Origin of the sequence: Bacilliculturomica massiliensis, assembly GCF_900605495.1 — a bacterium.
Taxonomy (GTDB): Bacteria; Bacillota; Clostridia; order Peptostreptococcales; family Anaerovoracaceae; genus Bacilliculturomica; species Bacilliculturomica massiliensis.
The window spans coordinates 321,656-343,802 of the sequence record NZ_LR027601.1 but is presented as its reverse complement, the minus strand read 5'-3'; the positions used below and the strand labels follow the sequence as shown (position 1 = coordinate 343,802).

Genomic DNA, 22,147 nt, shown 5'->3' with positions numbered 1-22,147 from the left:
CGTATCGGGATCCCGGCGGGGCTCCTGATCCGGTCTGACTGCCCAGCCCTGTTCCCGCCCCATGTGGATGAAAAGGCGCCGGCCGGAACAGCTATCGGTAGATCTCCGCCAGACCGCCCCGGGAAGTCTCCCGGTACCGGTCCGACATGTCCTTTCCCGTCCGGTACATGGTCTCCACCACCGTGTCGAAGGAGATCTTTCGCGTATTGGAGAGGAAATTTGCCAGAGAAAACGCGTTGATGGCGCGCATGGCCGCCACGGAGTTCCGCTCAATACAGGGTATCTGCACCAGTCCGCAGATCGGATCGCAGGTGAGACCCAGCATGTGTTCCATGGAGACCTCGGCGGCGTACTCGATCTGATCGATCCCCATCTCAAACAGCTCCGCCAGAGCTGCAGCCGCCATGGAGCAGGCCGTTCCGATCTCCGCCTGACAGCCGCACTCCGCCCCGCTGATGGATGCGTTCGTCTTGACCAGCGTGCCGATGATTCCCGCCGTGGCCAGCGCCCGCAGGATCTGCCTGTCTGAGAATCCTTTTTTCTCCTGCATGTATTTAAGCACGCTGGGAACCACTGCGCAGGCGCCGCAGGTAGGCGCGGTGACGACGATCCCGCCCCCCGCGTTCTGCTCACTGGCGGCAAAGGCGTAGGCGCAGATCAGCCGGTTCTCCCGGGTCGTATCGCTCTCGTCGATGTGCCGCTGATTGAACAGCACCCGGGCTTTCCGCTCCACGTTCAGTCCGCCGTCCAGTATTCCCGCCGCAGTCAGCCCTTCGCCGATGCAGCTTTTCATGGTCACCCACACTTCCATCAGATAATCCCAGAGATCTTCATCCTCATTCTCTTCCACATAATCGCTGATGCGGATCCCCTTGGCGTAACAGTACTCCGCGATCTCCGCAAAGCTCTTTTCCCTGTAAATGTGTTCCGGCGCGTACTGCGGTTTTCCCTCCACCACGATCTCTCCGCCGCCCACGCTCATGATCCGGCTCCTTCCGATCTCCCGACTCCCCTGAAAGGCGAAGAAATCCATCGTGTTTTCGTGGGGCAGTCCCTCTGTTCCTCCCTTGTCGAACACCACCTCCACCGGAGCGGGCGCCAGCGCCCGGATCACTGCCTCGTCTGTCTTATGCCCTTTGCCGGTCTGCGAGAGCGAACCGTACAGCACCACCCGATACCCATCCGCCTGAGGGTATTCCGCCCGAAAAAGGGAAGCTGCCCTGTCGGGACCCATGGTGTGGGAGCTGGACGGCCCCCGTCCTATCTTATATAATCTCTTGATTGATTCCATGCTGTTTCTCCTGTTTTCTTCCGCGGTTCCCAACGGCGGCCGATTCTGCCGTTTTGTATATCATACTATTTTTTTTGCACAGAGAAAAGTCAAATCGTTCAATGGGCAGATTCTTCCCCTGCCCCCTGCAGACAGCAAAAAATCCGCTCCGGACAGCCATAAGGCCATGCCGAAGCGGATTTTTTTATGTACATTACTTTCACTTGTACTCCCATAGATCCAGCGCCGCTGCCGCGCAGAGGTGTATAAGAGCCAGCATGGATCCAGCGCCGCTGCCGCGCCTGCCGGCTTCCGCCCGCCTGCGGCGGCCCGCTGCCGGTCATGAAAAGTCAGTCTTGCCCAACGACCGCCGTTTACTTCCAGCTCTCGTCCTTGACTCTCATGTAAGACTGGGGATGAGCGCATACCGGACATACGGCCAGCGCTTTCTTGCCAACATAGGTGTGGCCGCAGTTCGCGCACATCCAGACGACCTCTTCGTCCTTTTCAAAAACTTTATTGTTCTTGACGTTCTCAGCCAGCTTTCTGTATCTCTCTTCGTGCAGCTTTTCGATGGCCGCAACGCCTTCCATCTGGATCGCAATGGCTGTGAAACCTTCTTCTCTGGCAGTTTCCGCCATGTTCTTGTACATGTCGGTCCACTCGTAATTTTCACCCTCGGCAGCGTCGATGAGATTCTCCTCGGTGGTGCCGATTCCGTGGGCCAGCTTAAACCACAGCTCTGCATGCTCTTTCTCATTTCCTGCCGTCTCCAGGAAAATGTCGGAGATCTGGTTATATCCTTCTTTCTTGGCTTTGGAAGCGTAGAAGGTATACTTGTTTCTCGCCTGGGATTCGCCCGCAAACGCGATCATGAGATTTTCCAACGTTTTTGTTCCCTTTAAATCTTTCATTTTCCATTCCTCCATTTTATTTCCGCTTAAATATATGTTAGATAAAACTAATTGAACACTTGTTTTTTCCGGCGCCTCAATTCTTACTGGCCCTGCAGGCGCCGCACACTCCGGTAAACGCCGTCTGCAATGAATTGACCTGATGGCCGGTCTTCTTCAGAATTTCTTCATCCAGCTGTCTCATGTCTTCCATGCACGTCAGCGGAAGATCGATCACCTTGCCGCAGCAAGTGCAGGTCATGTGAGGATGCTCTTTGACTTCCCCGTCAAATCGGTCCGGACCGTTGGGAATGCGGATCTTCTGAATGATGCCTTCCTCCGCCAGCAGATTCAGATTTCGATACACCGTCCCCAGACTGAGTCCGGGATTTTCTTCCTTCAACTTGTTGTAGACAAAATCTGCAGTAGGATGCACTCGATTCTCTTTCACAGTATTCAGGATCAATTCTCTCTGCTTCGAGTATTTTATCACGAAATCCCTCCCTTCCGCTAATCTTTTCTTTCTGGATCCTCCGGGAGCTCGCTGAAAGACTGCGGCGACCCGCTGCCTGACAGAATTTATTTTCACTCCGCAATATACGCGGCCATCCTGCGGCCGGGACGCCCTTGATGCAGCGCCTGTTCACAGCTCCGCAGGATCATCACTAGATAACAGTAACTATTACTATTATTAATATACCACATTTCCCCAACATGTCAATGTCTTTTGACAACTTTTTTACGATGGATCTCCCCACTGTAAAAACAGCGCGCTGACAGACTCTGTTTGGAAAACCCCGCCCTCATTCTCTGGCTTTTCTGCGCTTCTACTCTTCCCGCGCAGGGATCCGGCAGATCTCCACATGACAGCCCCAGCCTTCCAACAGTCCCACCAGATCCTCAAAGGCCAAAAACACCGTGGCCGTATTTTCCATGGGATGAACGCCTATCGTTCTGCCTTCCAACTCCCGATCCAGCACCACCGTGAGATTTTTCCCCTCCCCTTGTTTCCGGCTGTTCAGCGCGCCCAGAGGGGTCACGCTGCCCTTTTCCAGCAGCAACAGGCCGCGCAGATCTTCTTCCGATGCAAATTTAAGGCTTTTTCCCGCCGCCGTCTTCCCCAGCGCCTTCAGGTCCACCCGCTTGTGGCCGGGAACCGCGACCAGATAATAATTCTGTTTTTGAGCGTCCCTCAGAAACAGGTTCTTCGCGATCCGCTCCTTGCCCGGCAGATCCAGCGCATCCATTTCTTCTATCGTGTAGACCGCGCCGTGCTCGAAGGTCTCAAATTGGATGCCCTTTCGTTCCAACAGCCGGTAAGTCTCTTCTTTATTCAACGCTGTGTCTCCTCGCCCTCTCTCCTGAGTAAAATATGACCGCCTATCCGACTTTTCTGCTGCTGCAAAATGCAGATCGCAGTTCAGCGCCGCCGTGCGAACTCCCCTTTACAGCCCTGTCCTGCACGCAGGGCTAGATCTCAAAATCTTCAGAGCTGAAATTGCTGTAGTACCTGCCCCGCACAGCCGTAAACTTCAGCACGCAATAATCGGGATCGTTCACGCCCTCCGGATAATACATGGTGTCGCCCTCCCGCCAGATCCGTTCTCTGGCCTGGGCCGTCTCCAGCACCTCCATCGTCCCCACCAGGCTCACACCGCGGTAAAAACGCTTGTCCACAAAGTAAATGCTCGCTTTCGGGTCTTCCCTGAAGCACTTCACCTTTTTGGACGAAGTATTGGTCGTAAACCAAAACTCCCGGATTCCGCTGCGCTCCCTCGGAGGCAGCATCGCTCTGCTCACGGGAAAGCCCTCTTCATCCGTATAGCAGATAACAGCCATATTCGCCTTGTCGGCCATATTGCCGACGGTCTTCTGTGGATCTCTCATTGTCATTGTATATCCCCCTTCTCTCTGGCGGCCCGCACCAACACACCTTATTGCAAATTACGATACCTTCAGTTTAGAACCCCCGAAAGCCAAAGTCAACAGGGTCAGGCAAAATGGGCGCTCATCCTGTTCACCAAAAAAATCAGCGCGGCCGCCCGCTTATCCGCGTTTCCAGGCGGCCGCGCTGAAAAAATATCAGGTAATATCCATTACTCTTCGATCTTTTCTTTCTGGATCCCCGTCCGCGGTACCTGGTCAAACTCTACGGTCACCACGAACAGATCGGCGATGGGCTCCACGCTGATCCTGCCTCCGCAGGCTTCCGTAAAGCTCCGGGCGATGGAAAGGCCCAGCCCGCTGCCGCCGTCGCTTCTGCTCTGATCGCCCCGCAGGAAACGTTCCGTAAAGTCGATCTCCGCGCAGATCTCCAGCGCCGATGTATTCTTGACGCTGGCCTGCGCAAGGCGGCCGTTGGCTTTCAGCGAGATAAAGATGCGGGACCCCGGGAGCGAGTACTGCAGCGCGTTCTGGATCAGATTTTGGAATACCCGGTACAGACGCTTTCCATCCGCTGTGATCATGACAGGTTCTTCCGGTATCTCCGTTCGAACGGAGACCGGGCTGGCTTCAATGCGCTCGCCCATATCGGCCAGCGTCTGGCGCAGCAGCTTTCCAAAATCCAGAGTCTCCAGATCCACAGGCAGCTGCCCTGAGGCTGCCTTGCTCACCTCGAACACATCCTGTACCATGCTCTTCAGGCGCTGAGCCTTGTCGCTGAGGATCTGCACGTAATCCTTCACATGGTCGGGCAGATCTTTCTCTTCCTTTAAAAGTTCCGAATAGGTGATGATCGACGTCAGCGGTGTTTTCAGATCGTGCGACACATTGGTGATCAGTTCCACCTTCATGCGCTCGCTTCTGGTCTGCTCGTCCAGCGCCTCTTTCATGCCGTGTTGGATATCGTTCAGTTCTCCCACCACCGCAGCCAGATCCGCATTCTCCGGCAGCTTCAGCGGTTCTTTCAGGTTGCCGCTGCGGATGGATTCCACCTGACGGGCCACCGCCCCCAGTTCTTCCGCCGCCGCTCTGTTCTTCGTGGCAAACAGGAACGAGGGCAGCAGCACAATGCCAAAGAGAAGGATCAGCAGGCAGATCAGCATAGCATCGTTTGAATACATATACTGATTTCTCATATAGAAGACCGCGGCCAGTCCACCTACGATAAGCGCTGCCGCGCCCAGCTGCATGGCCAGCACGATGCCGTACCGCCTGACCATTCTGGTCTCAAGGGGCGTATCCATATCTCCGCCGAGGATCAGTCTGGAAAGGCGGCGCCAGAGCGTGTTTTTCCATGGTCTATCACCGTAGCGCAGATCGTTGGCAAACAGGTAGCAGACGCAGAAGATCGCCGGCACCAAGCCTGTTCCCAGCATTTCGGGCACAAACTCTCTGATTATTTCATGTCCGTCAGCGATGAGATAGGCCAAGTCTTCCAGGCCGTATCCCCAGTAGACGTCCAGCATCCAGGTCAGCGGCGCGGCCAGGACCAGCAACACAGCCAGGACTTTTACTTCAAACCACAGCCTGCCGCTCCATCTTGCCACAGTCCTGTCAGCCCGCTTTTTGTCCTCGCGCATCACGGCATAGAGCGCCAGCAGACCGATCCCCGCCAGAAATCCTGCACCGTCTCTGATATAACCGGCCCTCCGTCTCTCCAGATCGTGTTCTAACCGGTAAAGACGATTTCTCTGCGTACTGCCGTTTTCCTGTGAATAATTTCCCTTGATATAAATGGCCGGCGTTTTAGCCGCGGCTATGGTGACACGCGCATTCTCTGTTTTCTCATCCACGGTAAAGTTGGTATAGCCGGGCACATACCAGAGACTGTCCTCCGTATAGGTACCGCCGCCGTAGACGTCTACCTCCCTGCCGTCCTTGATGATCTTCACTTTTTTCCCGTCAAAATACATGAGGAAATTGTAGCCCTCCGGCAGGCGTCCTTCCGGTCCGGAGAGCTCCAGTCCTTCTGTATTGGAATACTTCACCGTACCGTCGTACTCAATGTTGTAAAGTACGTTTTTATCATCTTTAAAATACTGGTGCGCCTTCTGTGCCATAGCTTCAAACGCCTTGTCTCTCCTGGCCTTCATTTCCTCCCGGGTCAAATTTTTACCAGATCCGCCCCCGCCTGACGTGGCCGGTTCCCGCTGATTTTCCGCTGTGACCTCCGCAGGCCTGGAATCCTCCCAGTCCTCCCAGTCCTCCCAGTCTTCCCAGTCCTCCATCACGGGGCCCAGCCAGTCCGTACTTTTTTCCACCGCATATCCTCTGATGACTCCGGTGTTTCCCATCTGCTCCAGCCACGCCCCATATGAATCCCCGTACGAGTAACCATAATCCCCGTAATCATCGTAGTAACTGTCGTAGCTCGATCCCACCGGGCCTCCTACGGCCATGGTCAGAAAGTTTTCCAGATAATCCGCCATCTGCCAGCGGAATTCTCCCGTATCCTGGTAATCCTGCCTGAACGAGTCCACGACCTCCGCCCTGGCCGCGCTGCCCCTGGCGGCCAGGCTCACCGCATTGGCCGCCCCCCCAAGGACCAGGCTTGTCCCCAGCAGGAAAGCCAGAAAACTAACAGCTGCTCTGCTTCTTTTCCATTTTGTAACCAATTCCCCACACCACCTTTAAATATTCCGGTTCCTTTGGATTTAACTCAATTTTTTCTCGAATGCGACGGATATGGACCATCACTGTGTTTTCCGGAGCAAACACTTCTCCGTCCCATACTCTGCGGTAGATTTCTTCAGCGGGAAAGATCCGCCCCAGGTTCCTCATGAGCAGGTCCATGATCTTCGTCTCTGTGGCCGTCAGCTTCACGGGCTCCCCGTCTGCCCGCAGCGTCATCTCCATCGTGTTGTAACAGAGCCTTCCATTCCGGATCTCGCTGCCCCGTTCCTGGGCGTGCACATCTCCCAGACTGGTATAGCGCCGCAGCTGGCTCCTGACCCTGGCAGCCAGCTCCTGCGGATTAAAGGGCTTTGTCACATAATCGTCCGCTCCCATGGAAAGGCCCAATATCTTGTCCGTATCCTCGCTTTTGGCAGACAGTACGATAATGGGAATATTGCGTCTCTCACGGATCTTCATCACGGCGGAAAGTCCGTCCAGCTTCGGCATCATCACGTCCATGATGATGAGCTGTACCGACCGCTCCGCCGCCAGCTCCAGAGCTTCCAGTCCGTTGTAGGCCCTCAGCACCCGGTAGCCTTCCTTTTCCAGCACGATGGCGATCGCCTTAACGATCTCCGGATCGTCGTCCACCACCAGTATGTATTCGTTCATAAATACCCCTCCTTCAGGTCGATCTTATTCTAACCGCACTTTCTTACAAAAAAACTGGTGTAAATCTTACAGGAATCTGTCAGAAAAAAACGGAAAACGCGGGCGCTTGGCGCTCCGCGTTTCCGGTCCCCGGCACAGCCGGAACAGAAAGGATCCCGTCCTCCATTGTTTTTACATTCAAATATGCCGGCTTCAATCCACGTACACACTTCCGCCGATGAATTCACGGATGATGGAATTGTTTACGATAATAGAGTCGTCTTCTATGGTTCGGAAATACTTGAGAAATTTCAGCATGCGCACCGCTTCGCAGAATTCGGGCTCGTCGGGCCGGATCGCCATCAGCAGCGGTTCCGCGTATTTTTTCAGCACTGCCAGTTCGTAGATGTGCACGGAATTGAACAGCACATCCGCTTCCCCGTTAAAGGGGAAAATGTTCTTATCCTCCCCGGCCCTCACTTTAGGCCACTGTCTGATCGTACTCTGAGCCGTATGACCGCGGAACTGATAGTCCCGCACGATCCGGCGCAGCATTCTGGCGTCTGTGGTGGGGATCCGATTGTGGTCGTCGATGTGCAGCTGTGTCAGCGGACTGATGTAGATCTTGAATTTTGCATCGTCTGGAATACCTGCCGTCAGCGTCCGGTTCAGGCCGTGAATTCCTTCGATCACGATAGGCTGTCCCTTCTGCGCTCTGGTGATGCGCTTTCCGTACTGCTTTGTCCCCGTTACAAAATCAAAGACCGGCAGATCCACCTCGTCGCCCCGCAGCAGCGCGTTCATGTTGCTGTTGAACAGTTCCAGATCGATGGCGTCGATATCTTCAAAATTGGGCTCGCCGTTCTCATCCTTCGGCGTGTCCGCCCGCTCTACAAAATAGTCGTCCGTACCCATGTAAAGGGGCGACAATCCGTTTACGCGAAGCTGCGTGCAGAGCCGCTGAGCAAAAGTAGTCTTTCCCGATGATGACGGCCCCGCGATAAGGATCATCCGTTTTCCCTGTCTGGCGATCATATCCGCGAACTGGGCGATCTTCTTCTCGTGCAGCGCCTCGGAGGTCTGTATCACCTGCCGGTAGGTCCCGTCCTCGATCTTATCGTTCAGATCCTCCACGTAACGAATGCCCATCAGCTGTCCCCATTTCGTGGCTTCCCCAAAGGCGTTGTACAGCTTCACATCATCTCTGTATTCCGGCAGCACGTCCGGCCGGGCCGGTTCCGGAAAACGAAGCACCACGCCTCTGCGGCATTTCCGCAGCTCGAACAGGTCGATGTATCCCGTAGACGGCACCATAAAACTGTAATAAAAACTGTAAAACCCTTCGATGGAATACACCGGGATCGTATCGAGCTCCGGCGAATTGCGCACCAGACGCAGGCGCTGGCTGTACCCCGCTTTCTCCAGCAGCGCAATGGCTTCGTCCCTCTCCAGCACTTTGCGTTCGATGGGCAGATCCAGCCGGTAAAGCTCCTTCATCCGGCGCTCCACCCCGTGGATCTCCTTCATCGTTACCGGCGCGGCCGTTCTGATCTCCGTGTAGATCCCCTTGTTCAGGGAATTGGCCACCACAACGTTGTTGGTGCCCAGCACGTCGAAGACCGCTTTCAGGTACAGAAAAATGACGCTTCGCTGATAGATCTGATTTGCGGAAGGATCCCGCATATCCAGCAGCGTGATCTCACAGGGTCCGTCGATCACGTTTGTCAGCGGAACAGTCACGTTGTTTCGCCGCGCCGCAATGATCCGGTACGGCAGTTCTTTTTGGATCTCTTCCAACAGATCTTCTATCGTGGAATTATCCTCCACCTTCCTAAGCTCCGGTTCTGCTTTCGGATCTCTTTTGATCTTTATTTCTATTTCCATATTCTGATCTCCTCTTTTCCTGTTTCTCCCCGTCGGCCTGCCTGCCGATGGGGCCCCCATCGGCTTCCCGGCGGCCTTTGTTGCCCCGCGACTGTATTGTACCCGTTTCGGGCTGTCCAAAACCGCGGATCACTCCCGGAAGCCCACTGCGCCGCCCACAGAATCCATATAATAGCCGCTTTGCGGCCATTGTATCGCGACTGGCCGCAGGCCATCGTGATACAATCCGCGCATGGCGTCCGCCGCGCACAGAATCCATATAATAGCCGCTTTGCGGCTATTATATCACAAATATCCCCCTACGCATAATTTTCTGCCCTGTTTACTGCCATTGCCTCAGCCTGCTCCGGCGGATCCACGCTTACTCTGTCCCGCTGGCGCACTCCTTCCACTTGGTCAGTATCAATCTGCGGCATGCCTGCCCGGAATCTAAATTCAGCATCTCGTCCCTGGTGATGCATAATACGCAGATCCCGCGCCGACCTAACCGGCTTACCTCCGTCTGCGCGGCGGCCGTCAGCCCGTTTGCCGCAAACAGGATCGCGGTTTTATTGCCTTTCAGGCTGCAGATATGGCCTAGATTCCGTATGACCGGAACTCCCGCTCTGCGTTTCCAGTTCTTGCACTCCACCAGAATATACGCTCCCATCATCCACAGTTCTCCATCCTGCGACCTGTTGGCCACGCTGAGATCAATTTCCTGCGTACCGGCCCGCACCCTTCTGCCGCACACCGCCAGCCCTCTGACATGCGCCATGACATATTCGGCGGCTTTCTCCCACCGGCGTCCCTTCTCATTGGCGTCCCCTGTTTCTGATAATTGGATATGACAGCGCAGGATCTCCGCCTGGAATCCTTCCTCTTCATGATCAAAAATATTCATATGAGGAAATTCTCCGCGAAATAACTCAACTACGTAGGGCAGATAAATATATCTGCTGTTCATCAGCATGAGCAGGTCCCTTGATATTACAAACTCCTCTTCTCCGCGGAGAAAAGACCTGACTTTTTCCACCGCAAGAATGATCCGTTTCAAGAAAACCTCTTTCTCGACGATCCGTTCGGCGAATGTCTGCCTGCATATCTCACGTTCTAAAAAATGAAGAAATGCCTCGTAAACAGGAACCAGGCGATCCATATCCCATTCCACCTCTGTCAATGCCGCCGTATAAAGGAACACTTTATGCCATTCCTCACAGATTTCGACGGGCTCGTACCTGACTCCATACCCATAGACCGGATCTAATAAAATCGTATCGATATTGGCTGAAGAAAAACCGTCCATTTGAAATTTTTCTCTGAGATAGGGCAGCTCACAATTCAGCTGAAGCTTCAGTTCACCTTCCAGCAAAAGATCCAGCGATCCCGTCTCCGACACAGGCAGTACATCCACGATCCTTCTGCCGATCAGATCCCGCAGAAGAAAAGACTGGAGCGCCATCTGTTTTCCCAACAGAACGGGCCGCTCATATGCCAGCCACGTTTCAACCGCGTCTTCTACCCATCGGCCCGCCGCGCCATATTCGTCTTCTCCGCCCCAAAAGCAGCAGACGCCCCATGTGCCGGCATTCATCCGCAGACTTTGCGGATAACGGAGGGCGTTTTCCGATATGATAAAATCGTGGACCATTCCGGCGAAGATCTTGCCGGCAGCATCCAGCTTTTTCCCTGTAGACCGGAACTTCTTTCCCTTTGCCGCACAGCTGAAACTCTTTCGTATCTCACTTTTGATCACTTCTGCAATTGCGTCGATCTTTTCATTCACTCCCAGAACGCAGAAAAGTTCCACATCCGCAGGTTCGGCAAGCTGGTATCTGATTCTATCTGCCTGCCCGCAGAAGCGGTCCATGGGAAATGTACAGCTGTCCACGTGCTGCACAAAGATCTCTTCCTCTCCGATCCAGCCGGTCAAATAAAGATATACGAGACCGGCGCTGCTGATCTTTCTGTCCTTCTTATCCATAGGTTCACTTTCTCATTCTTTGACCACAGATGGCTGTTCCTTATTCTTTCGGTCTTTTTCCATCTGCTGAGACCCGGGTATTTAAAAAATTTAAAATGCATTTTCCATAAAAAAACACCAGACTGAAACGCCGCATATCTTCTCCCGCGATGGAGACACTACTATTGAAAGGAGTGATAATCATGAGAAACTTAGTCCTTATTTTAGTCATTATCGGCGCGGTAAACTGGGGCCTGATCGGATTCTTCGGTTACGATCTGGTGGCCAGCATCTTCGGCGGCCAGATGGCCCTCGTAAGCAGGATTATTTACGCCGTGGTCGGCCTGGCCGGCCTTTATGCGATCTCCTTCTTTTTCAGAAATCGCAGCACGGGAGCTTCCATGGAAGCTTAACCGTCCGGCGCGAAGCGGCACAGTCTCCAGACTGTGCCGCTTTGCCGTTTTTGAGATCAGCAAAGGACAAAGGCTATCACCGATATCCCTCTGTTCCCCGATCATCTTTTACAAAAAAGGCCGGGCAGATGCCCGGCCAAAACCATTTCTTCCCGCCTCCGTGATCCTACTGTTACACAAACAGATAAAAACACAGGCTGAGCACTATAGAGACGGCGCAGAATATCTTCGCCGTCTGTTTGCTGTTCATTTTCCAAAGTACGATGGAAAGCACCGCCGCGCCCGCAAACATGGCTGTCACGGCCCTCTGCAGCAAATAATTTGAGGGTTGGGCCGTAAAATTGATGAAGGCGATGATCAGCGCCATGGCAGCAGCTGCGTAAAACCACGCGGCGCTGACAGAATCATTTTTCCAGCGAAACATCGCCACAGTCACAGCCGCGCTGATGATCACCACGACGATATTTACAACATTCAATATACCAAGGGCCATATCTCATTCCTTTCCTTCATTATTTGATCGTTTCGGCTGGTCCGGTCATGCCGGTTACTCCGACTTATCGCCGTCCCCGTCTCCGTTTGTCCCGGAAGCGTCATCTGCAAATTCCCCGTAATACGTGACTTTATATTTGTCCACCAGCTCTGTGATCATCTGGCTGTATTTCTCGGAGACCAGCGTGCTGCGTATACTCTGCTTCTGGTCCTCAAAGGGGAGAACCACGCCTGCTTCCTCTCTGTCTTCCATCTTGATCAGATGATAGCCATACCGGGACTTTACCGGTTTGCTCACCTCGCCGGATTTCAGCGCGAACGCGCCTTTCATGAAATCTGCGTCATAGTTGGGATCGTCCTCGGAGAGCACGCCCAGACTGCCGCCGTTATCTTTTGTCCCGTCGGTTCCGTATTCCGCCGCCATCTCCCCAAAGTCGGCGCCGTTCATGATCTTATCGTAGATCTCGTTGGCCAGATCTTCGTTGTCCACCAGTATGTGGCTGACCTTGCCCCGGGCGGCTGTGGTCGTGTATTTATCAGCGACGTGTTCGTCGTAATACACCCGCACATCCTCGTCTGTCACAGCGTCTTCCGCCTCTTTGTTGAAGGGCTCTACGTAATAACGCAGATTGAAGTAGTACGTCAGCGTTTCGTCGCTGATCTTCTTGTCCCCCATGGCTTCCTTTATGGATTTCAGAAATTCATCCAGCTCCGACTGGTACTCTTCGGGGAAGATATCTCCGCCCTTTTCCTCCAGAGTCATGCGCATGGCTTCGTAGCTGACCATATTGACAAGCATTGATTTTTTCAGATAACTCATCAGATCCGGCTGAGCTTTGATCTGTTCCAGATTCTGATTTGCAATTAACGCGGACAGTTCCAGAAATTCATCCAGCTGTCCGTACGTTATCTCCGCATCTTCGATCGACGCGGCGACCTCGCTGTCCTTCGGATCGCCGTTCCCGCATCCGGCTGCTGTAAACGCCAGCACGCCTGCCAGAAGCAGCGCGGCCCATTTTTTACACTTCATAATCGTTCTCCTCTTTATCCTTCGCATAATTTCGTGCGCGCACGGTTCCTGCCAAAAAAACGGTTTCGCCCCTGCCGTCAGCACGTGTAATGTTTATTATACCACTGTATGGGTATTTATTGCAAGAAAAGGCCGATCCGCCAGGCTGGAAGATCTTCTTTTAAAAGCTGTAGTCTTTCCGAAATACAAAAAAGCAGCGAGACACGCTCCTGCGCATATTTCACTGCTTTTCCGCTTTGGCTTCAGTGTTGTTCTTTTATTATTCCAAACCCGCAAGAAATTCCCCGAACTTCTCCAACCCTTCTTTTAACGTCCTGGAGTCAAAGGCATATCCGATGCGCACACAGTTCTCCAGCTCAAAGCACTCGCCCGGCGTGAAAAAGACCCCTGTTTCCCTCAGGAGCTTTGTGCACAATTCTCTGGAGGGCACGTTATAATCATAGTAGAGCAGCGCGGTGTTTCCTGCCGCCGGCTTGGTGTAATGAACTTTTTCCTGGCTGCTGACCCAATCATCCAGTATCTTTCTGTTTTTCAGCACGATCTCTCTGTTCCGGCGGAAGATCGCATCCCTGGCCTCCAGCGCCACGGAAGCGAAGAGGTCGTCCAATACGCCGCAGCTGATGGTATCGTAATCTCTGCGTTCTCTGCAGGCGGCTGCCGCCTGGTCGCAGGGCGTCGCGATCCAGCCCATCCGCAGTCCCGCCAGGGAAAAAACCTTGGACATGCTTCCTACGCTGATCCCCTTTTCATACAGATCTGTGATCGAAGGCATATAGCTTCCATCATCGCTGATCCCCCGGTAGACCTCGTCGCACAGGATATATGCGTCCACGCTTCTGGCAATATCCACGATCTCCTCCAGGGTCTCCACCGGGATCAGGGATCCCGAAGGATTGTTGGGATTGTTCAGGGAGATCAGCTTCGTCCGCCGGCTGACCATTCCCCGCAGCGCTTTGACCTCCGGCAGAAAATCGTTCTCAGGCCCAAGCTGAAGAATGTTTACTTCCGCACCGATGGATTCCGGAATGGAATAATGCTGCTGATAAGTGGGCATTACGCTCACCATGCTGTCCCCAGGCTCGATCAACGTCATCAGCACCTGATAATTGGCCCCGATCGCTCCGTGGGTGGGAATGACCTGATCCGGTCTGATCCCGCGGTACAATTCGCTTATGCCCTTGAGAAAAGCCGGCGATCCGTAAATGTGGCTGTAGGTCAGCCTGGTATCTGCCAGCCCTGCAAGAAACTCTTCGGGATCTTTGTCTGCCAGCTCAAGCAGCTGCCGCAGCGTCAGCGAATCCACACAGGTCTCCGCCAGATTATACACTGCGTCGTTTTCAAATTCATTCATCCACTGTTCCACTTTAAACGTCTTTATTTTCATATTTCCGCTCCTTTCTTTTTTCTCATATTAACACGCCGCCGGGCCGGATCATTTGTCTATCCCATCAAAAAAACAGCGGTCTCTTTGTAAAAAATACAACGACCCGCTGTTTTCAGTCTTTTCGCCCTTCGTTATGGGAATCCCCCTTCCCCTCCGGACCTGTCCTCACTGCGCCCCCTGGACGTCATCTGTCGTTCCGGCGCCGCGCCCTCTCGCTTTCGATAATGCGCCGCGCCCATACGGCGGTGGAGAGGTTCTGAAAGAACAAATACTCGCCCTCCCCCTTATCCAGCTTCTCCCGGATCTTTCCCAACCGGTAGCGGACTGTGTTGGGATGCAGAAAAAGAGCTTCCGACGTTGATCCGATATCGCCTTTCGCTCTCACGTAGGCCTCCGCCGTCTTCCACAGCATCGCGCCGGTCTCGCCGTCTCCCCGGAGGGGGCTGAGAAAATCCTCCGCGCAGGATCTGAGGGCCGACCGGTCCGCTTCCATCAAAATACGCAGGAAACCCATCTCCGCGTAATCCATGTCCTTCTTTCCCAGCAGGAGCGCTCCGCGGCATGCGGTGATCGCCTCTCTGACGCCACGGTCCAGTTCCTCCAGCCCATAGACTTTGCCCCGCCCCACAGTCAGCGTCTCTCCCTTTTCCGCAAGTCCAGCCGTGCGGATCCCGTTTTCAAAGCCTATCCGAAAGCGTTCTTCCGCTTTTTCCACATCTGAGACCAGAAACAAAAAACCATCCTCGTAGACAAATGCCGCCGTTTCCTGGCTCCGTTCCGCGTTCAGCGCGAAAAAGTTCAGGATACGAGCCGCCTCCCAGTCGTCATACTCCCGGTCTCCCACGCAGAAAAACGCCCGATTCCACTGCCGCAGATGGGCGTGGAGCTCCAAAGCCAGCCGCCGCACCTCCTCCGACGAATGACGCTTCCCGATCAGCTCATCCAACAGCCGATGCTCTCGCTGCGCAGTCTGATCCCCTTTCAGCGCTTCGCGCAGTTCGGCGATCACATCTTCAAAATAAGAGTGGTCGAAAAGAAAGAGGGGGAAGCCCGTCTCATCCGCATAGCGCAGCACTTCTGGGGGCAGCTGGCGGAAAAAAACTGTCTTTACCGCCAAGGCGCTGACTCCATAGGAACGCAGCGTCTGCAGTGCCTGAAGGATCCACTCCGGCCTGTCCTTCGCAAAGAGCAGCGTACCGATGACAAAGCTGTTTTGCTCAAATGCGTCCGCGCTGGAAGGAACGGCTCCGTCTGCGAACTCATAATCCACGATCCCAGCCTTCTCAACGATGTGATCCAGACCTTTTTTCCCCGCAGCCAGCCGAAATTCCTTCAGGCTCGGTAATTCCAGCACATTCTTCACGGTAATCGCCATATGGTGCTCCTCTCCGTCTTCTCTGCTGATTGATCCCGTTCTATTCTGCATTCCCCGTCTTCCGGCCCTGCGCAGATCTCCGCGTCCGCGCCGTCCCGGCCGCACAGCATGCGTTATCCCATCTTGGCCAGGAACCTCCGGATCTCGTCGGTCTGCTTTTTCAGATCGCCCAGATACTTGATCGAAGGTTTTGTGCCGCCGTACACCGTCACACGCATGCCATAGGCCTGCAGCAGCGGTCCGATCTTCTCCGGAGTCATATCGGAGGTCCGATCGAACTCAAATACCAGCTTCTTCTGTTCTCTCTGAATGCGGCTGATCCCCTTGGCCCCCGCCTGCGCCTTGATAAGCGCGATGTCGATGAGATTGATCGTCTCCGACGGCACGTCTCCGAAACGGTCCACCAGTTCGTCGATGATCTCCTCCCTCTCCTCGTCGTCGCGTATAGCCGCGATCTTCTTGTACATCTGAAGCTTCAGCAGTTCGTCGCTGATATAATAATCGGGAATGAACGCCGGCAGGTCCAGAAGGATCTCCGTCTCCACCTCGGGCCGCAGCTCCGGATTCCCGGAGAGCTCCCGCACAGCCTCGTCCACCAGCTTGCAGTAGAGCTCGTAACCGATCATCATCATGTGACCGCTCTGCTCCATGCCCAGCAGATTCCCCGCGCCGCGGATCTCCAGATCCCGCATGGCGATGCGGAATCCCGCGCCGAATTCCGTAAACTCCCGGATGGAGCGCAGCCGCTTCTCCGCCGCCTCGGCCAGCACCTTGTCCCGCTGATACATCAGGTAGGCATAAGACATTCGGTTGGAACGGCCGACGCGGCCGCGCAGCTGATACAGCTGCGACAGCCCGTAGCGGTCGGCGTCCACGATCAGGATGGTGTTGGCGTTGGGGATGTCGATGCCGGATTCTATGATCGTGGTGGCCACCAGCACGTTGAACTCCCCGTTGACAAAATCCAGCATGATATCTTCCAACTGCCGCTCGTTCATCTGTCCGTGGCCCACGCCCACTCTGGCGTCGGGAACCAGCTCGCGGATCAGCGCGGCGATCTTCTGGATCCCCTTTACGCGGTTATAGACTACGTAGACCTGTCCTCCGCGGTCCAGCTCCCGCTGCACGGCTTCCCGGATCACGTCGTCGTCCTGCTCCATGACATAGGTCTGTACCGGATAGCGTTCCTCCGGCGGCTCCTCAATGAGACTCATCTCCTTGATCCCGATCAGCGACATGTGCAGCGTCCGGGGAATGGGCGTGGCAGACAAAGTGAGAACGTCCACATTTTTCCTCAGCATTTTTATCGCTTCCTTGTGCTGTACGCCGAAGCGCTGCTCCTCGTCGATGACCAGCAGCCCCAGATCCTTGAAGTGTACATCCTTCGACAGCATCCGGTGCGTCCCCACGATCACGTCGATGTTTCCCTTTCCTATCTCGGTTATGATCTCATCCTGCTGACTCTCCGAGCGGAACCGGCACAGCATTTCCACTTTGAACGGAAAATGCTCGAAACGATTTTTAAAGGTATGGTAATGCTGATTGGCCAAAATTGTAGTGGGCACCAGCACGGCGGCCTGCTTGCCGTCGGCGATGCACTTGAAGATCGCCCGGGCGGCCACCTCAGTTTTTCCGTAGCCCACGTCGCCGCAGAGCAGCCGGTCCATGGGCAGGGTCTTTTCCATATCCGCCTTGATCTCCTTGATGCATCTCAGCTGATCCGGCGTCTCCTCATAGGGAAACATCTCTTCAAACTCTTTCTGCCAGGGAGTGTCGGGAGAGAAGGCGTAGCCCTTTTCCAGCTGCCGGGCCGCCGACAGTTCGATCAGTTCCTGCGCCATAACGGCGATGGCGGCCTTGGCCCTGGCCTTCGTCTTCTTCCATTCTCCGCTGGATAGTTTGTTGATCCGGGGCGTGGTGCCGTCGGAGCCCACATACTTCTGGATCATATCCATCTGATCCACAGGCACGTAGAGCATATCCTCGCCGGCGTACTTGACCTTCAGATAATCCTTCTTGCTCCCCTGGATCTCCAGCTGCTCCACGCCCAGAAACTTGCCGACTCCGTGATTTTCATGAACTACATAGTCGCCCTTTTTTATGTCTGTAAACGCCTTGATAGGCTTTGCGTTCTTGCTCTCTTTATGCTTTCTTTTCTGCTTGGTGTGCATAAAGATGTCGTTGTCAGACAAGATCAGCAGTTTCTCCTCCGGATAGTCCATGCCGGAGGAAAGGCTGCCCTTGCGCAGCCGGACCTTCGTATCCAGACCGGCCCGGGACACGAACTCCTTCATGTTGACCGCCCGCTCCTCCGTAGAGCAGGCGATGATGATCTCGTAACCCTGCTTTGCATAGCGGGAAAGCTCCGTCTCCAGAAAATCCATGCGGCCGTTAAAGGCCGGAGTCTGCCGTGAGACCACGGACAGACTCTTGTCCAGCCGGTCGATGCCCCTTATCTGTTTCTGGAAGGGTGTAAAGACAAAGAGGCTCTTCGTCTGTCCCTGCGCCAGCACATGCTGAAAATCTTTTTTCCCGCACAGAAGCTCGCTGTCCGCCGCAGCCACCCGGCCCCGCTCCAGAAGAACGGTGAAGTCTTCCTTCCCCTCACGCTCGTAGACTCCCAGCGCTTCGTAAAGACGGTCCGGATCGTCCAGCATGATCAGTCCATTCTTTCCGAGATAATCCCAGATGAAGGCAGTCTCCTGGTAAAAATACGGAATGTAATTTTCCAGGAACTGCAGATTGGTCGCGGTCTCCACATACTCCAGCAGCTGGCCGCGGCGCTGCCGCAGATTTTCTTTTTCTTCTCCGTCCTTCAGCCTGGCAAGCTGCGCGTCGTATGCTTTGGCCAGCCGCTTTTCTCCCTGTTCAAACAGGTCTCCGCACTGCACCAGCAGCTGAGCCGGATAGATCGAGATCTCCCTCATCGGCTTCAGCGAACGCTGGGTATCGGCGTCGAAGGTACGGATGGAATCCAGCTCCGTGTCGAAAAATTCGATGCGGACTGGCAGTTCGGCGTCCATAGGATAAACGTCCAGAATGCCGCCCCGGACGCAGAACTGTCCCTTTGCCTCTACCGTAGGCGCCCGGTCGTAGCCCATGCGCACCAGATCTCCTTTGATGAGCTCCAGTTCCGCCTCGCAGCCCACGGAGAGAGTCATGGCGTAGGCTTCAAAATCCCGCGGCGGCGTCAGCCGCTTGACCGCCCCTGTGACCGGAGTCACCACCACGCAGTCTTCGCCTTTGGCCAGGGCCGTCATGGCGGTGATCCGCTCGGCCAGCCCTGCGGTGCTCTTTGCATCGTAACGCAAAAAAGCCTGCTCTCCCTCAGGCATGACATAGATATTTTTAGAAATAAAAAAGGACAGGTCCTCCGCCAGCCGCTTCGCCTTTCCATAGGAGGATGTGACGATCAGGCTTTGTCCCGTCCGCGCCGAAGCCAGCTCTGCCGCCACCGGCGTCACCCTGCTCTCGGATATCCCCGACAGATTGATGATGCCGGGAGCGCCCGCCAGGGCTCTAATGCTCTGAAAATTCATTCTTTTCCTTTTCCCCTGATTCTGATTTCACATTGCACTCGCTCATCGCGATGTCGATTCCCTTTGACAGGAGGGTCTCCAGCGCCCCCACGCCCCGATCCACCGCAGCCTCAAGCAGCGGCTTTTCCTCTTTCGTAAACCCTCCCAGCACGTACCGGTCCAGCGGCATTTTCCGCTCCCCCCCGATCCCCACGCGCAGTCTGGGAAACTGATCCGACTGAATATCATATATGATAGAGCGCATTCCGTTGTGCGTACCCGCGCTGCCTTTCTTGCGCAGACGCACGGTGCCTGCGGGTATGTCGATATCGTCATAGACCACGATGAGATGCTCCGGCTCTTCCTTATAATATTCCAGAACCTCCCGCACGGAATTTCCGCTGAGGTTCATAAACGTCTGTGGCTTTACGAGCACGACTTTCTGGCCGGAGATGCGTCCTTCCCCGACCAGAGCCTTGTGCTTTATCTTTGTTATCCTGATATCATGGCGGTCCGCCAGCCGGTCCACCGTGATGAAACCCAGGTTATGCCGGGTGTTCTCGTACTGCTTCCCCGGATTCCCCAGTCCGACAATAATGTACATAACCGTTCGTTTTCCTTTCGCTTCTGTTTGCCGCCGTTCCCGCGGCCTGATCCCATCAGTCCGCCCATGCTCCGCGGCAGGCGGAAACTAATCGAACAGCCTGCTGATGGAGTCGTTGGTGAAGATACGGATCATGGCCTCCGCGAACAACGGCGCCACGGAGAGCACCTTGACCTTCTCGATCTTCTTTTCTTCCGGGATGGGCACAGTATTCAGCAGCACCATCTCCTTGATAGCCGAGCCCTCGATCCTCTCGATGGCAGGTCCGGAAAGGATGGGATGGGTGGCGCAGGCGTAGACGTCCTTCGCTCCCAGCTCCTTCAGCGCGTTGGCCGCATTCGTAATGGTTCCGGCGGTATCCACCATGTCGTCCACCAGAATACAGGTCCTGCCGTCGATATCTCCGATGATATTCATGACCTCGGACACGTTGGCCTTGGGTCTTCTCTTGTCTACAATGGCGATCGGCGCGTCGAGAGGATGAGCCATATTTCTGGCCCGGGTCACGCTGCCGTGATCGGGAGATACGATGACCAGATTGTCCAGATGCTTTTCCTGGAAATACTTTACGAGAATAGGCATACCCAGCAGATGGTCTACCGGAATATCAAAATATCCCTGTATCTGAGACGCGTGCAGGTCCATAGTCACCACGCGGTCCGCGCCCGCCGCGATGAGGATGTTGGCAACAAGCTTCGCCGTGATAGGATCTCTGGCCTTGGCCTTTCTGTCCTGCCGGGCGTAGCCGTAATAAGGGATCACCGCGTTGATCCTTCCCGCGGAGGCTCTCCTCATGGCGTCGATCATAATACACAGTTCCATCAAAGAGTCGTTCACCGGTTTGCAGGTAGACTGCACGATATAGGTGTCCAGGCCTCTGACTGTCTCCCAGAGACTGACAGAGATCTCGCCGTCGCTGAACTTGCTTACCGTAGCTTTTCCCAGCGGCTTTCCCATAATGCTGGCAATTTCCTCCGCCAGCTCGGGATTGGAGTTTCCCGCAAAAATCTTGTAGTCTGTGAACACGCCGTTCTTCATTCTTTTCCTCTCTTTCCCGGAGCGGGCCGGCGGGGTCCGCTCCTTTTTTCTGCCGTTGTTTTTACAAGCCGGGCCCGGCCGTATGCTTTTGCACTACAGCCTGCCGCAGTCGCTTCACTGCCTTCGTTGATGTTGATCGCTTATTTTTTCTTCTTGTCGAGGAGTCCCCGCTTCCCGACCCAGCCTTCCAGATTCTTCTGCTTCGCCCTTCCTACAGCCAGAGCCCCGTCGGGTACGTCCGACGTCAGCGTGGTGCCCGCGGCCACATATGCCTTCCCGCCCACCGTGACCGGTGAGACCAGATTGGTATTGCAGCCGATGAATGCGCCGTCCTTCACCACAGATCTGTGTTTATTCTGCCCGTCATAGTTGACAAATACCACGCCGCATCCCAGATTCACATTGTCCCCTACGTCGGAATCCCCGATATAGGTGAGATGGGACGCTTTCGAGTTGTTTCCAAGGGTGGAGTTTTTCACTTCCACAAAATCGCCCACCTTGGCGTGCTCGCCGATGTGGCTGTTGGGCCGCAGATACGCGAAGGGCCCCACCTTTGTGAAACTGCCCACGGTGCTTTCCAGGATCTCCGAACTCTGGATCTCCACCTCATCTGCGATGGTACTGTCCACGATACGGGTGTTGTGGCCGATGACGCAGTTCCTGCCGATCTTCGTGCAGCCGCAGAGGATGGCTCCCGGCCAGATCACCGTACCTTCGCCGATCTCCACCGTCTCGTCGATATAAGCGGACTTCCAGTCCACAAATTCCACGCCCGCCTGAATATGCCTGAGCACGATCTGAAGCCGGGCCTGCGCTTTCTTCTGTTCCCGTTCCATTAACTGTTCTATGTTTTCCATACTTTTTGTACTTTCGTCCATGCATTGCCTCCATTTCGGCTTTTTCCGGTGCGTTCCGCCCAGGCGGATAAACGTTTCCGGCCGTACCGTCATACGTTATCAGTATACCACTGAACAAGGTAAACTCAAAGATAAAAATAAAAAAGTTTCCTTCGAAAACTTATTTGCCCTACGGGCTCACTTTCACGAGGTAAACTTTTTTGTTATTCCGTCCATATCGCTACCCGGCCGCAGCA

18 protein-coding genes are annotated in these 22,147 nt (G+C 54.7%); 1 reads left to right on the top strand and 17 read right to left on the bottom strand.

The window, feature by feature from the left end:
- Positions 1-91: 91 nt before the first annotated feature.
- The 9 genes from E0E37_RS06600 to E0E37_RS06560 form a co-directional block, all read right to left on the bottom strand.
- Complete coding sequence (locus tag E0E37_RS06600) at positions 92-1,291, bottom strand: L-serine ammonia-lyase, iron-sulfur-dependent, subunit alpha (protein ID WP_130862216.1); 1,200 nt, start codon at positions 1,289-1,291, stop codon at positions 92-94.
- Positions 1,292-1,644: 353 nt separating this feature from the next.
- Positions 1,645-2,184 carry a rubrerythrin gene (rbr, locus tag E0E37_RS06595; protein WP_130862214.1) on the bottom strand — a complete coding sequence of 180 codons (540 nt, stop codon included), beginning with the start codon at positions 2,182-2,184 and terminating at the stop codon, positions 1,645-1,647.
- A gap of 76 nt (positions 2,185-2,260) precedes the next feature.
- On the bottom strand, positions 2,261-2,656 hold the full coding sequence (locus E0E37_RS06590) for a Fur family transcriptional regulator (protein ID WP_330548551.1): 396 nt from the start codon (positions 2,654-2,656) through the stop codon (positions 2,261-2,263).
- A gap of 334 nt (positions 2,657-2,990) precedes the next feature.
- Complete coding sequence (locus E0E37_RS06585) at positions 2,991-3,500, bottom strand: prolyl-tRNA synthetase associated domain-containing protein (RefSeq protein ID WP_246019649.1); 510 nt, start codon at positions 3,498-3,500, stop codon at positions 2,991-2,993.
- A 133-nt stretch (positions 3,501-3,633) separates the two neighbouring features.
- Positions 3,634-4,056: a pyridoxamine 5'-phosphate oxidase family protein gene (locus E0E37_RS06580; protein WP_330548550.1), complete on the bottom strand. Its 423-nt coding sequence runs from the start codon at positions 4,054-4,056 to the stop codon at positions 3,634-3,636.
- A gap of 203 nt (positions 4,057-4,259) precedes the next feature.
- Positions 4,260-6,722 carry a sensor histidine kinase gene (locus tag E0E37_RS06575; protein ID WP_130862212.1) on the bottom strand — a complete coding sequence of 821 codons (2,463 nt, stop codon included), beginning with the start codon at positions 6,720-6,722 and terminating at the stop codon, positions 4,260-4,262.
- Positions 6,685-7,395, bottom strand: a complete 711-nt coding sequence (locus E0E37_RS06570; RefSeq protein WP_130862210.1) for a response regulator transcription factor — start codon at positions 7,393-7,395, stop codon at positions 6,685-6,687. The genes E0E37_RS06575 and E0E37_RS06570 overlap by 38 nt, the downstream gene beginning before the upstream one ends.
- A 192-nt stretch (positions 7,396-7,587) precedes the next feature.
- Positions 7,588-9,258: a nucleoside kinase gene (locus E0E37_RS06565; RefSeq protein WP_130862208.1), complete on the bottom strand. Its 1,671-nt coding sequence runs from the start codon at positions 9,256-9,258 to the stop codon at positions 7,588-7,590.
- 361 nt (positions 9,259-9,619) lie between these two features.
- A complete protein-coding gene (locus E0E37_RS06560) occupies positions 9,620-11,221 on the bottom strand; it encodes a restriction endonuclease (protein ID WP_130862198.1) in 1,602 nt (533 codons plus the stop codon).
- A gap of 182 nt (positions 11,222-11,403) precedes the next feature.
- Between E0E37_RS06560 and E0E37_RS06555 the strand changes: the two genes are divergently transcribed.
- On the top strand, positions 11,404-11,613 hold the full coding sequence (locus E0E37_RS06555) for a DUF378 domain-containing protein (RefSeq protein ID WP_130862196.1): 210 nt from the start codon (positions 11,404-11,406) through the stop codon (positions 11,611-11,613).
- A gap of 172 nt (positions 11,614-11,785) precedes the next feature.
- Here E0E37_RS06555 and E0E37_RS06550 read toward each other — a convergent pair whose 3' ends face one another.
- The 8 genes from E0E37_RS06550 to E0E37_RS06515 all read right to left on the bottom strand — a co-directional run bounded on the left by E0E37_RS06550 (position 11,786) and on the right by E0E37_RS06515 (position 21,932).
- Complete coding sequence (locus E0E37_RS06550) at positions 11,786-12,106, bottom strand: hypothetical protein (protein WP_130862194.1); 321 nt, start codon at positions 12,104-12,106, stop codon at positions 11,786-11,788.
- 54 nt (positions 12,107-12,160) lie between these two features.
- Positions 12,161-13,135, bottom strand: coding sequence for a peptidylprolyl isomerase (locus tag E0E37_RS06545; RefSeq protein WP_165445244.1), 975 nt, complete (start codon positions 13,133-13,135; stop codon positions 12,161-12,163).
- Positions 13,136-13,394: 259 nt separating this feature from the next.
- On the bottom strand, positions 13,395-14,519 hold the full coding sequence (locus tag E0E37_RS06540) for an aminotransferase (protein ID WP_130862190.1): 1,125 nt from the start codon (positions 14,517-14,519) through the stop codon (positions 13,395-13,397).
- A gap of 184 nt (positions 14,520-14,703) precedes the next feature.
- Positions 14,704-15,945, bottom strand: coding sequence for a PucR family transcriptional regulator (locus tag E0E37_RS06535; RefSeq protein ID WP_130862189.1), 1,242 nt, complete (start codon positions 15,943-15,945; stop codon positions 14,704-14,706).
- Between the two features lie 62 nt (positions 15,946-16,007).
- Complete coding sequence (gene mfd / locus E0E37_RS06530) at positions 16,008-19,433, bottom strand: transcription-repair coupling factor (RefSeq protein WP_130862187.1); 3,426 nt, start codon at positions 19,431-19,433, stop codon at positions 16,008-16,010.
- Positions 19,414-20,016 carry an aminoacyl-tRNA hydrolase gene (pth, locus tag E0E37_RS06525; protein WP_130862185.1) on the bottom strand — a complete coding sequence of 201 codons (603 nt, stop codon included), beginning with the start codon at positions 20,014-20,016 and terminating at the stop codon, positions 19,414-19,416. Before pth ends, mfd begins: the two co-directional genes overlap by 20 nt.
- 87 nt (positions 20,017-20,103) lie before the next feature.
- Positions 20,104-21,054: a ribose-phosphate diphosphokinase gene (locus E0E37_RS06520; RefSeq protein WP_130862183.1), complete on the bottom strand. Its 951-nt coding sequence runs from the start codon at positions 21,052-21,054 to the stop codon at positions 20,104-20,106.
- Between the two features lie 140 nt (positions 21,055-21,194).
- Positions 21,195-21,932: a UDP-N-acetylglucosamine diphosphorylase gene (locus E0E37_RS06515; RefSeq protein WP_246019648.1), complete on the bottom strand. Its 738-nt coding sequence runs from the start codon at positions 21,930-21,932 to the stop codon at positions 21,195-21,197.
- Between the last annotated feature and the right edge of the window lie 215 nt (positions 21,933-22,147).